The organism is Pseudarthrobacter sp. WHRI 8279, assembly GCF_040224115.2.
Lineage (GTDB): Bacteria > Actinomycetota > Actinomycetes > Actinomycetales > Micrococcaceae > Arthrobacter.
In genome coordinates, this window is the sequence record NZ_CP168162.1 from 997,229 (window position 1) to 1,010,375 (window position 13,147).

Below are 13,147 nucleotides of genomic sequence, written 5' to 3' on the forward strand. Positions count from 1 at the left end.
ACGTCGACTCTGCAGATTGGGCAACAGGTGGATATCACCTTCATGGTGGCGCTGGTCATCGCACTGGCACTATTTTTCGACTTCACGAACGGCTTCCATGACACCGCGAATGCCATGGCCACGCCCATTGCAACCGGCGCCATCAAGCCGAAGACCGCGGTGACGCTGGCGGCCATCCTGAACCTTGTGGGCGCATTCCTGTCCACCGAGGTGGCCAAGACGGTCTCCGGCGGAATCATCCGGGAAGGGTCGGACGGGATCCAGATCACCCCGGACATCATTTTCGCCGGCCTCATGGGGGCCATCCTCTGGAACATGATCACATGGCTCAAGGGCCTGCCGTCGAGTTCCTCGCATGCGCTGTTCGGGGGCTTGATCGGCGCCGCGATCGCCGGCATCGGCTTCAACTCGATCAACCTCGAGGGCCTGATGCAGAAGGTCATCCTCCCCGCCATCTTCGCCCCGCTGATCGCCGGCATCGTCGCCTACATCTGCACGCGCCTGGCATACGCCCTGACGTCCCGGCATGACCCGGAGACGGGCAGCAAGCTCACCCAGAAGCGCGGCGGTTTCCGCACCGGACAGATCTTCACCTCAAGCCTGGTGGCCCTTGCCCACGGCACCAACGACGCCCAGAAGACCATGGGTATCATCACGCTGGTCCTGATCGCGGCAGGCACGCAGGAGACCGGATCCGGCCCCCAGCTCTGGGTCATTGCCGCTTGTGCGTTCGCCATCGCCATCGGCACGTATGCCGGCGGATGGCGCATCATCCGCACCATGGGCGCCGGTCTCACCGAAGTGAAGCCCGCCCAGGGGTTCGCGGCCGAGACCAGCACAGCCTCCGCCATCCTTGCGTCCTCGCACCTCGGCTTTGCGCTCTCCACCACCCAGGTGGCTTCCGGTTCCGTCATTGGATCCGGAATGGGCCGCAAGGGTACCAGCGTGCGCTGGAGCATGGTGGGCAAGATCGCCCTGGGCTGGCTCTTCACCCTCCCAGCCGCCGGCATCGTGGGCGCCCTCACCGCGCTGCTGGTGAAGACCGGTGTCATCGGCGTCCTGATCGCCGCCGTCGCCGGCACGGCAGCAGTGCTCTTTATGTTCTTCTACGCACGGAAGTCCGCCGTCGGCCACCACAACGCCATCGAGGTGGAGGAAGCAGGCCAGGCCGTGCGCTTCGCGAAGAAGAAGGCCATGGCGCGTGCCCGCGCCCATGCGAAAGCCAAGGCGCAGGCAGATGCTGACGCTGACGCCAACAACCAGAAGGAGACTCAGCGATGAAGTGGTTGGAACTCCTGACCGTTGCCGGCGCCACATTGGCTGCTGCGGTCACGGTGGTGGTCCTGTATTCGCTCGGCGTACGTCTTACGGCCATCGCCGCGGACGTCCAGCAGACATCCCCGGGCATCAAGCGGTCCCTTGCCTACATCTGCTTCGGCCTGTGCAGCCTGGCAGTCCTCTTCGGGCTGTACCTGATCATCCCCTACTTCTCCGGCTGACGAGCCCCCTGGTGCCGCTGCACCAGGGGGGTCCTGGCTCCGCCTGATGCTTCGTTCGAGGACGTTTTCTTCTCGGCACATGCATGTCTACCGGGCTCTGGAAGGTGCTGGCGCGGTTGGCTAGGCTTGGCCCATGCCTCGTATCCAGTATTTTGTCGCCGCGTCTCTGGACGGCTTTATTGCCACCCCCACTGACGACCTGGGCTGGCTCCTGCAGTTCGACGGCTTTGAGGGCGGCAAGGAAAGCTATGAGTCGTTCATGGCGGATGTGGGCTGCATCGTCATGGGTGGTGAAACCTATTCCTGGCTTCTGGAACATGAACCGGACAATTGGCCTTACCCGGACACACCCTCCTACGTGTTCACCCACCATGAGTACACGGCGCCGGCGGGCTCTGACATCACGTTCGTCCGCGGGGACGTTCCCGAATTCGCGGCGGACTTCGAACGGGACGCAGGCGGCAAGAACATCTGGGTGGTGGGCGGCGGCAACCTGGCAGCGCAGTTCGCTGCCGCCGGCCTGCTGGACGAAATCATCCTGTCGGTGATTCCCGTGGTGCTGGGAAACGGCAAACGGCTGCTCCCCCTGGAAGGGCCGACGCCGCCGCTTGAGCTGGTTGCCTCACGCACCATGGGCAGGGGCATTGTGGAGCTGCGGTACCTCCTCGATGGCCGCTCGGCCGCCAGCGGCACTACGTAACTGGGCGCTCAGCAAGCGTCAGCTATGTACGGCCGTAGTAATCCACAGCTGCAGCAAGCAGCGTGCTTTGACCGCAGAAGTTTGGGCCGGTGGCCGACGATATCGCGCAAGGGGAGGTTCCCATACTGCGGACTGATTTTCGAGGCTGCTCCCAGATGCACTTGCCCGTGAACTGGACTGGCGGGCAGTCAGCCGCTGGAGTCTAAAAACCGCTCCAGTTCGACTTCTGCCAGGGACAGCGGTCGATGAAGCAGATCCGTGTGGCCGGCAGGCTCAGTGGGCATGGACGTGCAGGGCGGCGGGCGGTGGGCTTGTCCCTTGTGGCGTTCCCGTGGTTTCAGGTGCGCGGGCAGGGCCGGTAAGACTGTTTCCGGCCAGTGGGGTGGTTCCCAGTCCTGGTGTTCGCTTTTGTAGTGGCGGCCGGTGGGTGTTGTCCAGCCGGGTGGTTCAGTTTTGGTGGCTGGTGTTGGTGTCCACCCGCTGGTATGTCGGAGTTTGTGGTGTTTCGGGCAGGGTTGGCCCAGGTTCGTTACTCCCGTACTGCCTCCGTGCTGCCAGGCGAGGAGGTGGTCTGCTTCGTTGTCCAACGAGTTGTTGTTGCAGCCGGGGAAGGGGCATTTGCCGTCCCGCATCCGGAGCCAGTTCCGCATGGCTTTGGTGACCCGGTAGCTGGTCCGGCCGATCTCCAATGGGGCCCCGTCCCTGGGGTCGACCAGGACCCGGTGGAAGGAATCGGCGCCGTTCGCGACGAGGTCCCTCGCCATGGACGGCGGGATCGGCCCGAAGCCGTCGAGCATGGCCGGCTCATCGGTCAGGCCCGTGAGCGAGAATACCGGCACGGTGACGAGGACCTGCGCACGGACCGTCGAGGACAGCCCGGCATGATCCGCCCCTGCGCCTGCCCCGTCGTCGCTGCCTGGCCCGCCGCTGATGCATGTGCTGTTACCGGCCCAGCGGTCGTTGCCCGCCCAGTCGCTGCCGCCGATGTCTGTGTTCTTGACTGTACGGACGCTGGAATTGTCACCAGTACCGCGGCTGGTGCCGCTGGTGAGGATGGCTTGGGCGAAGTGGTCGGCCCGGAGTTGGGTGAGGGTGCGTGGTTCGTTGGGTCCTTGTGCGGCCCGGGCGAGGGCGTTGAGCCGGTTCCAGCCCGCTATTGCCTGGTCGGCGGGGAGGTAGGCGGAGAGCCAGGCCATGCCGTCCTGGTCCGGCCGGTACTCGACCCGCCGGTCCACCACAGCCTTGGTGTGGCGTTTTTCGATGGATTCTGTGTGGTGGCGTTCGCGCCAGGTGCGGGCTTTGTGCCGGAGGCGGTGCGGGGGATTTCCCCGATCGCGGCCGCGGTGGCGGGCCTGGGCGTGTTGGGGTCGAGGAAGTGGGCCTCGAGGGCGGCGGCGCCGGCGGAGTCGAGGGTGGCGGCCTCGTCCGCCAGGGCCAGGGCGTGCTGCCACGAGATTGCTCCGGCCTGCAGGGCCGAGAGTGTCAGGGGCAAGGTCGTGTCCAGGGCGTGGGACGTGGCGAGGAACGTGTTTGCGGCCCGGGCCCCGATGGCCAGCACGGCCCCGATTTCCGCGGCGATGGCCATCTCCTGCGTCCGGGCCGGCATGTCCGGTGCAAGGGCGTGGGCGGTGTCGGCGTACTTCATGGCAGCCCGGGCTTTCAGGCCTGCGAGCCCGGCTTCTGCTTCCTTGGCGCCGGCGAGGATGTCCAGGTTCCCATCGGCCAACCCGGTCAACGGATCAGCAGCCGAAAACGGCTCCGCACCAGACCCGTCCACCTCAGCGTTGAGCACAGCAAGGGCGGCGCGGATGTCCGCAAAAGCCTTCTCCACCGCTTCCCTGCCCATGTACTAATCATCGGGGGAGGGTCTGACAATCACGGGTACGGCCAGCCCGCGCAGGATTTCGGCTCCGTGGCGAAGAACTCGAGCAGTCGCACGAATTGATGATGAGTCTAAAGTTCCCGGGTTGATCTTTCAGCATCTGGCAACCTTCTGATGAAATGCCGGACACGTTTTCGGCAAAACTCTGGAAGCTGTGGAGTCGTGTGCTGAGACCTTCCGGTGAATGGGCCGGCGATATAACGTAAAGGGCGTGATCGTCCCGAAGAGTTCCCCGAATGCTGTGACGGTCGCCGATCATTACGACGAGCTCGATCCGATTTATCGCCGGGTATGGGGTGAGCATGTCCATCATGGGCTGTGGACTTCGGGTGGCGAGACGCCCGCCGAGGCCGTCGAAGCGCTAGTCGACACGGTCGGTAGTCGGCTGCAGCTTCTGCCAGGCGAAACGTGCGTCGACATCGGCTGCGGCTACGGTTCCACAGCAAGGCAACTCGCGGCGGCACACAGGATCCGCGTTACCGGCTTTACGCTTTCCGCTGCGCAGGCCGACTACGCCACCGCGCATCCCGTACCCGATGTACACATCCATCTCCGCGACTGGCTCGCCAACGGGCTGCCCGATGCCTCGGCGAGTGCCGCATGGGCGATTGAGTCAAGCGAGCACATGGTGGATAAGCCCCGGTTCTTCGACGAGGCGCACCGCGTACTGTCGCCCGGCGGCCGCTTCGTCGTCTGCGCGTGGCTCGCCGAGACCGATGCCGGCGGCTGGAAGGTCCGCCACCTGCTCGAACCGATCTGCCGCGAAGGGCGCCTGCCCTCGATGGGCACGCGCGAAGACTATGAGGCGATGGCCAGGGCGGCGGGATTTGCTATCGATGGCTATGAGGACGTCAGCCGCCGCGTCGCGCGCACGTGGACGATCTGCGCCCGTCGTCTTACGAAGGCCTTGCTCGCCGATCGCGAGACCCGTCGCCTCGCCCTTGGCGCACGCAATCGCATCTTTGTTCTGAGCATCCCCCGGCTCATCCTGGCCTACCGCACCGGTGCGATGCGCTATGGGATCTTCACGCTGTCGAAGGCAAGGGAAAACGGGGAGCCAGGCTAACCCCTATTCCTGCCCTGTTGGTGGGACGTTATCCCGGATCATGTTGGTGATGCGCGCCGTTGAGAGCCGTCTGCCCTGCTCGTCTGTCATCACGATCTCGTGGGTGGCCAGTGTCCGGCCCAAATGGATGGCGGTGCACGTCCCCGTCACGGTTCCGGTAGCGATGGAGCGGTGATGGGTGGCGTTGACTTCGATGCCCACCGCATGGCGCCCCGGCCCTGCGTGCATCCCGGCCGCGAAAGACCCCAGCGTTTCGGCCAGCACCACGTGCGCCCCGCCGTGCAGGATTCCTGCAACCTGCGTGTTGCCCTCCACGGGCATGGTGGCAACGCTGCGCTCGGGGCTCATCTCCTGGAACCGGATCCCCATTTTCACCACCAGTGCACCAATCCCGAACCGGCCAAGCCAGGCGTGCAGGTGCTCAGGGATGCCGGCGGCAGAAAGCTCCTCGGCGAAGGGGCCGGGCGTGAAATTGTCCATCATGGCAACTAGGCTGGCACCTGTGAGTGAAACAACCAAACCGGCCCCTTTCCCGTCCCAAACCCTGCAGGAGGACAACGCCCCGCTGGGCTCTACCGCCCTTAAGGACGCTTCAGCCGGGGAAGGTGCAGGTCAGGACAATGTTGAGGTCCCGGCCGCCGCGTCTGTTTCAGCAACCGCTGCCCCCGTCGTTCCCATGACCGGCCAGCCGCGGCTCCTGGTCCTGGACGGCCACTCCATGGCATTCCGCGCTTTTTTTGCTCTTCCTGCGGACAAGTTCTCAACCACCAACGGGCAGCACACCAACGCGATCCATGGATTCACGTCCATGCTGATCAACCTCATCAAGGAGCAGCAGCCAACACACATAGCGGTTGCCTTTGACGTTTCCGACGAGTCCACCCACCGCAAGACCGAATACAGCGAATACAAGGGTGGCCGGAACGAAACCCCCCGGGAGATGAACAACCAGATCGACCTCATCGGCCAGGTCATGGAGGCCTGGGGCATCAAGACCATCAAGATGCCCGGGTATGAGGCTGACGACATCCTGGCCACCCTCGCGGCCATGGGTGAAAAGGCCGGGTATGAGGTGCTGCTGGTCTCGGGGGACCGCGACGCGTTCCAGCTCATCACGGACAACGTCTTTGTGCTGTATCCCAAGAAGGGCGTCAGCGACATTCCGCGGATGGACGCCGCCGCCATCGAGGCAAAATATTTCGTCAGCCCGGGCAGGTACTCGGACCTCGCTGCACTTGTGGGCGAGACCGCGGACAACCTTCCGGGTGTGCCCGGCGTCGGGCCGAAGACCGCAGCTAAATGGATCAACCTCTACGGGGGGCTTGAGGGCGTCCTGGAACACCTGGATTCCATTGGCGGGAAGGTGGGCGACGCCCTCCGCGAGAATGTGGAGGCAGTGAAGCGGAACCGCCGGCTGAACCAGCTCCATACGGATCTGGAACTGCCCGTCACACTCGATGACCTGTACCAGCCGCGCCCGGACCAGGCAGCTCTTGAGGACCTCTTTGACAAGCTCGAATTCAAGACCATCCGCAACAGGCTCTTCGCGCTGTACGGCGATGAGGACAAGCCGGCCGCCGAGCGGGAAAGCATTGACACACCCGAGTACGTCACGCCCGCCAACGCCGCGGAGTTGTCCACGTTTCTCGACGGCGCCACCGGACAGCGTTCCGCGGTCGCTGTGGACCTGGTTCCCGGCAGTATCGGCGAGGACGCGGCAGCGCTGGCCATCGTCCGGGACGGTGCCGCCGCCTACATCGACCTCTCGGGGCAGGACGCCGAAACGGAGAACGTCCTGGCCGCCTGGCTGCGCGACCCCGCCTCCCCGAAAGTGCTGCATGGGTTCAAAGCCGCCCTTAAGGCCTTGACCTCCCGCGGGCTGGAGATCGAGGGCGTAGTGGACGATACCTCCATCTCCGGCTACCTCATCCAGCCTGACCGGCGCACCTATGAACTCGCTGAGCTTGCCCAGCACCACCTGAACGTGGCCATCCCGGGCGCCACTGCCAAGGCAGGTCAGCTGGAGCTCTCCTTCGACGGGGAGGACGACGCCGCCGCCGACGCGCTGGTCCAGGCCGCCGCCGTCGTCCTTGCCCTCAGCAGCTACTTCGAATCGGAACTGAAGGAGCGCCGGGCAGAGGAGCTCCTGTCCACCCTGGAGCTGCCGGTCAGCCGGGTCCTGGCGGACATGGAACTTGCAGGCATCGGCATCGACATGGCACGCATGGATGACCAGCTCGCCGACCTGGCCAGGGTCATCGACCAGGCACAGGAACAGGCGTTCGCGGCGATCGGCCACGAGGTCAACCTAGGTTCGCCCAAGCAGCTCCAGACCGTCCTCTTCGAGGAACTTCAGCTGCCGAAGACCAAGAAGATCAAGTCCGGCTACACCACGGATGCGGCGTCGCTGAAAAACCTCCTGGAGAAGACGGGGCACGAGTTCCTGGTCCAGCTGATGGCACACCGGGAAGCCGCGAAACTGCGCCAGATGCTTGAATCCCTGAAAAAGTCGGTGGCCGAGGATGGCCGCATCCACACCACCTATGCGCAGAACGTGGCAGCAACTGGCCGGATCTCTTCCAATAACCCCAACCTGCAGAACATCCCCATCCGGAGTGAGGAAGGCCGTCGCGTCCGCGGCATCTTCGTGGTGGGCGAGGGATACGAATGCCTGCTGTCTGCGGACTACTCGCAGATCGAGATGCGCATCATGGCGCACCTGTCCGGCGACCAGGGCCTGATCCAGGCCTACAAGGACGGCGAGGACCTCCACAGGTTCGTCGGCTCAAACATCTTCCACGTGCCGACGGAAGAGGTCACCAGCGCCATGCGCTCCAAGGTGAAGGCAATGTCCTACGGTCTGGCGTACGGCCTGACATCCTTCGGCCTGTCCAAGCAGCTGGAGATCTCCGTGGATGAGGCACGCACCCTCATGAAGGACTACTTCGACCGGTTCGGCGCCGTCCGCGACTACCTGCGCGGAGTGGTGGACCAGGCACGCGTGGACGGCTACACGGCAACTATCGAGGGACGGCGGCGGTACCTGCCGGACCTGACCAGCACGGACCGGCAGCTGCGCGAGAACGCCGAGCGCATCGCGTTGAACAGCCCCATCCAGGGCTCGGCGGCGGACATCATCAAGCGCGCCATGCTGGGTGTCCACGCTGAACTGAGGGCGCAGGGACTGAAATCGCGGATGCTGCTCCAGGTCCACGACGAACTGGTCCTGGAAGTCTCCACGGGCGAGCGCGCAGCCGTGGAGAAGCTGGTTACCGAGCAGATGGCCGCCGCAGCGGACCTCAGCGTTCCGCTGGAGGTCCAGATCGGCGTGGGGCCCAGCTGGTACGACGCCGGGCACTAAGCCCCGCACAACGCAGAAGAGGTGGGACGGCGAAACCGTCCCACCTCTTCTGCGTTGTCAGCAGGTCCCAGCCCTCCCAGGCAGGGCATGTTGTCAGATGTTCCTTGCCGACTCCCGCCGCTGCTTCAGCCGCTCCAGAAGCTCGTGCTCAGCATCCGCGCCGGGAGTGATGCCGGAGGGGATGCGGAACAACAGGACTGCTCCGAGCACCCACCAGAGGCCGAACAGGATCCACGGCGGCGGTGTGAGGGCTGCGGGCATGCCGGGCATGTAGAGGCTGAGCAGTGCGACGCACAGGACCACGGCGGTGATGCCGATCAGGATGCCCCCGTTGCCCCGTCCACCCACGCGGAGCGGACGGTCCATCTGGGGCTCTCGCCGGCGCAGGATCACAAAGACCACGGCTACCAGGATGTAGGCAATGACAATGCTGGGAGCCCCTGAATCCACCAGCCAGCCGAGCATCGATACGCCGAAGAACGGCGCAACGAAGGACAGGACGCCGATGAAGACGAGGGCGTTGACCGGAGTGCGGTATTTCGGATGCAGTTTGCCGAACCAGGCGGGCAGCATGCCGGAGCGCGCCATCGAGAACATCAGCCGCGAGGCGCCCAGAAGCAGGGAGTTCCAGGAGGTCAGGATGCCCGCGATTCCACCGGCAATCAGGATCTTCGCCATCACGTCACTGCCGAACAGCGCGCCCATGGCATCGGCAGTTGCAATATCGGCCTGCGCTATCTCGCCCGCGGGCATCGCCGAAGACGTGGTCAGGACGGTCATGACGTACCAGATGGTGGCGAGGATGACGGCGACGACGACGAGCCGGCCGATCTGCCGTGCCGGGATATTCACTTCTTCCGCTGACTGGGGGATGACGTCGAAACCCACGAACAGGAACGGAACAACCACCAGGACGGCGAAGTAGCCGTTCAGGCCGCCCGTGAAGAACGGCTCCATGTTCGTGGCCGAACCTCCAACGAAGGAACCGAACACCAGCATCAGGCCAATGACCAGCAGGAAGACCACCACGAACGTCTGGGCAACGCCCGCAAGCTTCACCCCAAGGATGTTGATTCCCGTAATCACTACCGCCGCTACAGCCCCCACCAGCGCCCACGTGAGATGGACCTGGTAGCCCGCCACTTCCCACAGGGGGATTTGGCTGAGGTTCGGGAAGAGGTATTGCGCAGTCCGGGGGAGTGCCACGGCCTCAAAGGCAACGATGGTGATGTAGCCTCCGGTGATGGCCCAGGAGCCGATGAAGGACCAGCGCGGGCCCATCCCGCGGAGCAGGAAGTTGTGTTCACCGCCCGCCTTCGGCATGGCCGCAGTCAGCTCGGCGTAGGTCAGGCCCACCACGCCCATGATGGCACCACCGGTGATCATCGCCAGCACGGCGCCCATGGTTCCCGCTGACGCGATCCAGCCGCCGGTGAGGACCACCCAGCCGAAACCGATCATGGCGCCAAATCCGAGTGCCAGGGCGTCCCAGTTGCCCAGGACTTTCAGCAGGGATGCGTCCGGTGTTTGTTCCGCTTGGGAAACTTGCATGTGTCCTCGCTAGGGGTCGGGTACTGCGGGCAGAATTTTCGCGCGGGCCGGTACGCCTTCCCCACATATGTGAAGCGCGTCACGTCCTGCTCTAACTTAGACCCCCGGGGCTGCCTCCGCACTGTGCATTGGCCCAGGATGCTGCAGCCCTATTTGAACGGGATGCCGAAGGCGGGTGCCTGCACAGGAGCTTCGGCCTGGAAGCGTGGTGGCTGGTGAAGGCCGCCGGCCGTGACTAGGCTCGTACCCGTGGCAGATGTGAGTGGCAACTATGAAATCCGGCGCTTCGCCGCGGTGGCCGAGGGCAAAGACGGTTACCCGGAGGCGGAAGCCTGGTCCCGCGCCGTATCTTTCGGGTTCCACGAGTCCACCAGGACACCCGAGCATGTGGCAAAGTCGCTCGCCACGTATGAAGCCGACGGCCGCGTGCTCACCGGCGTCTACCAGACCGGAGCGGTGGCACCTTGCTCCATGCCGGCAACGGTGCCGGTGGCCACCTTCGCGACCTTCCGCAAAACCTTGAATATCGGATTCGGCCGGATGCTGGAATCCCAGCTGGTCACGTCGGTGACCGTCCGTACGTCGCACCGGCGGCGCGGCCTGTTGCGGCGCATGATGAGCGCAGACCTGCAACTCGCCAAGGACGACGGCATCGCCATGGCTGCCCTGACTGCCTCGGAAGGGTCCATCTACGGCCGCTTCGGTTACGGCGTCTCAAGCTTTGAACGCGCAGTCAAGGTGGATACCACTGCGCGCTTCAACCTGCGCCACCTGCCTTCGGGGAGCGTGGAGATTGCAGATCCCAAAGCCCTGCTGCACCTGGCGCCGGAGGTCTTCGAGCGGGTGCACCGGCTTACCCCAGGGTCGATCGGCCGGCAAGACTGGTACCGGCAGCTTGCATCCGGATCCCTGGCCCGCGACGGCAAGGAGGACCCGGCCATCAAGGTTGCACTCCACTACGGTCCGGGCGGCGACATTGACGGTTATGTCTCCTACAAGTTCCTCGGCTGGGACACCGAGCCGTACACGGTGGAAGTAGTGGACCTGCTGGCCGCCAGCAATGATGCCTACCTGGAGTTGTGGCAGTTCCTGGCCGCCATCGACTTGGTGGAGCGCGTCTCGTGGAACGAAGCGCCCATCGACGATCCGCTGGCCTGGGCACTCGAGGACCCGCGCTGCATCGATTCGTCCGACAGCCGGGACATGCTGTGGCTCCGCATCCTCGATGCCGCCAAGGCGCTGGAAGCCCGGCACTACCCCGTGGACGGACGGCTTGTTTTCGCCGTTGGGGATCCGCTTGGCCTCACGGCGGGAAAATTCGCCCTGGACGTCGACGGCGGCCAGGCCGCCGTCGTGCGCCTGCCGGACAGTGCCCAGGCGGACCTTGCACTGGACGTCTCCGCCCTGTCCTCGATGTACCTGGGAGGGGTGTGTCCCGTCACGCTGGCCGCGGCCGGGCGGATCACCGAGCACACCCCCGGCGCCGCAGTCAAAGCGCGGCAGATGTTCGCGGTTGAGCGGGCAACGCACTGCCTCACCCACTTCTAGGACCCCTGCTGATCCCTGGCCCTGCATAATCCCTGGCCCCGCATAACAGTGGCATTCCGGCATTCCGCGGCAATACGGCGGAGAGTATGGTGGGCACTGCAGGCACCTCCGGTCCGGGACCGGCGGGGCGCTTGCCTGCAGCTGGGCAGTCGAATTGGACCTAAGTGGGACGGACGCCATGGCAGTGGGATTCGGGAACCGGCCGTCGTGGCTCCGGGAATGGTCCCAATCCCTGGGCGTGGGCCTGGCCATGGTCACCCTGGCCTCCTCCCTGATTGCCGTGCCGCTCTCTGCTGCGGCGCAACTGAATCTCGCGGACGGCCAGGTGACCGCCTGGGTGATGACCATCTACACCGTTCCCTGTGTGCTGGGCCTCGTCCTGACGCTCCACTTCCGCCAGCCCCTGCTCCTGACGGGCAACATCTTCGTGCTGATCTTTATCGTGTCCCTCCAGGGGAGGGTGCCGTTTGCCGAACTTGCGGGCGCCTCCCTGGTGGCAGGGGGCGCAGTGCTGGCCATTTCCGCGCTCGGGCTGGCGGACCGCCTGGCGCGGCTGATCCCCGAACCTGTTGTGGTTGGCCTCCTGGCAGGATCCACGCTGCCATTCGTCGCCGGCGTCTTCACCGGTATGGGGTCGGAGCCGGCAGTGGTGGGCGCCGCCTTCCTGGCATATATCCTCGGCCGGAAGTACCTGGAGAGCCGAGTTCCGCCGATCTTCCTTGCACTCGCGGTGGGGATTGGGGCTGCTGCCGTCCTGGGCAAGTTTGGCGAGGCAACCGCTGGTGTTGGACCGTCGCTTCCGCTGCTTACTGTTCCCGTCTTTACGTGGAGCGCGATCCTGACGGCAACCCCCGTGATGGTGGTGCTCATTGTCCTCCAGTCCAACGTCCCCTCGCTGATTTTCCTGCGGGGTGAGCAGTACCGGCCACCGGCCCGGCTGGTGGACTACGTGAGCGGTGCGGGGACCATGGCTGCGTCATTCCTGGGCCCGGCAGGCGTGTCGCTGTCCCTTCCCGCGACAGCCATGGTGGCGGGCAATGACGCCGGTCCGCACCAGTACCGTCACCGGGCCGTGGTCCTGGCGTATGCCGTGTTCCTGGCCCTTACCCCCTTGGCGGTCTTCGCGGCCGGTGCTGCCGGCGTCCTCCCGCTTGAGCTGCTGGTGGCCATTGCCGGGCTTGCCGTGATCGGTGTCCTGGCCATGGCCCTGCGCCGGATCAGCAGCGGCCCGCTCACCCACGGGCCGCTGGTGGCTTTTGCCGTCGCCGTCTCGGATGTCTCAATGCTCGGACTGGGCCCTTACTTCTGGTCCCTGCTGTTTGGTGTTGCCGTCTCCTGGATCCTTGAACCGGACGGCATCCGTGAACTGCGGATGCGGATCAAGGACTGAACCCCCTCCAGGGTGTGCCCCGCTTTGACCCTCGTAACGGGCAACGACTAGAATGAACAGGCGTGTGTTACGTGTGCCCAGCTTTGGGCGCATGCCAACCCCGCGCAATCAGGATGACCCGGCAAATCCGCCGCGCTCCGCCTCCAGGTC

The 13,147-nt window shown here is 64.9% G+C and carries 9 protein-coding genes and 1 pseudogene; 7 read left to right on the top strand and 3 right to left on the bottom strand.

Annotated elements, in window-relative coordinates:
* The first annotated feature begins 27 nt into the window (after positions 1 to 27).
* From ABRP28_RS04445 to ABRP28_RS04455, 3 genes are all read left to right on the top strand, one after another.
* Positions 28 to 1,281, top strand: coding sequence for an inorganic phosphate transporter (locus tag ABRP28_RS04445; RefSeq protein WP_350002354.1), 1,254 nt, complete (start codon positions 28 to 30; stop codon positions 1,279 to 1,281).
* Positions 1,278 to 1,499, top strand: a complete 222-nt coding sequence (locus ABRP28_RS04450) for a hypothetical protein (RefSeq protein WP_066275545.1) — start codon at positions 1,278 to 1,280, stop codon at positions 1,497 to 1,499. Before ABRP28_RS04445 ends, ABRP28_RS04450 begins: the two co-directional genes overlap by 4 nt.
* A gap of 133 nt (positions 1,500 to 1,632) precedes the next feature.
* Positions 1,633 to 2,199, top strand: coding sequence for a dihydrofolate reductase family protein (locus ABRP28_RS04455; RefSeq protein WP_350002355.1), 567 nt, complete (start codon positions 1,633 to 1,635; stop codon positions 2,197 to 2,199).
* A gap of 188 nt (positions 2,200 to 2,387) precedes the next feature.
* Here the strand turns inward: ABRP28_RS04455 and ABRP28_RS04460 are convergent.
* Positions 2,388 to 4,045: pseudogene (locus tag ABRP28_RS04460) on the bottom strand (DUF222 domain-containing protein).
* Positions 4,046 to 4,322: 277 nt separating this feature from the next.
* Here ABRP28_RS04460 and ABRP28_RS04465 point away from each other — a divergent pair.
* The gene (locus ABRP28_RS04465) at positions 4,323 to 5,147 is read left to right on the top strand and encodes a class I SAM-dependent methyltransferase (RefSeq protein ID WP_374152926.1); all 825 of its coding nucleotides are present in this window, start codon (positions 4,323 to 4,325) and stop codon (positions 5,145 to 5,147) included.
* A gap of 3 nt (positions 5,148 to 5,150) precedes the next feature.
* Here the strand turns inward: ABRP28_RS04465 and ABRP28_RS04470 are convergent, their stop codons facing one another.
* The gene (locus tag ABRP28_RS04470; protein WP_350002357.1) at positions 5,151 to 5,630 is read right to left on the bottom strand and encodes a hotdog fold thioesterase; all 480 of its coding nucleotides are present in this window, start codon (positions 5,628 to 5,630) and stop codon (positions 5,151 to 5,153) included.
* A gap of 235 nt (positions 5,631 to 5,865) precedes the next feature.
* Here ABRP28_RS04470 and polA point away from each other — a divergent pair, with 235 nt between their 5' ends.
* Positions 5,866 to 8,508 carry a DNA polymerase I gene (gene polA / locus ABRP28_RS04475; protein ID WP_374152967.1) on the top strand — a complete coding sequence of 881 codons (2,643 nt, stop codon included), beginning with the start codon at positions 5,866 to 5,868 and terminating at the stop codon, positions 8,506 to 8,508.
* A 93-nt stretch (positions 8,509 to 8,601) separates the two neighbouring features.
* On the opposite strand, the gene ABRP28_RS04480 is transcribed toward polA, so the two are convergent.
* Positions 8,602 to 10,059, bottom strand: coding sequence for an APC family permease (locus ABRP28_RS04480; RefSeq protein ID WP_350002358.1), 1,458 nt, complete (start codon positions 10,057 to 10,059; stop codon positions 8,602 to 8,604).
* A 258-nt stretch (positions 10,060 to 10,317) separates the two neighbouring features.
* On the opposite strand from ABRP28_RS04480, the gene ABRP28_RS04485 reads away from it, so the two are divergent.
* Positions 10,318 to 11,607: a GNAT family N-acetyltransferase gene (locus ABRP28_RS04485; RefSeq protein WP_374152968.1), complete on the top strand. Its 1,290-nt coding sequence runs from the start codon at positions 10,318 to 10,320 to the stop codon at positions 11,605 to 11,607.
* A 178-nt stretch (positions 11,608 to 11,785) separates the two neighbouring features.
* Positions 11,786 to 12,997: a benzoate/H(+) symporter BenE family transporter gene (locus ABRP28_RS04490; protein WP_350002360.1), complete on the top strand. Its 1,212-nt coding sequence runs from the start codon at positions 11,786 to 11,788 to the stop codon at positions 12,995 to 12,997.
* The last annotated feature ends 150 nt before the right edge of the window (positions 12,998 to 13,147 follow it).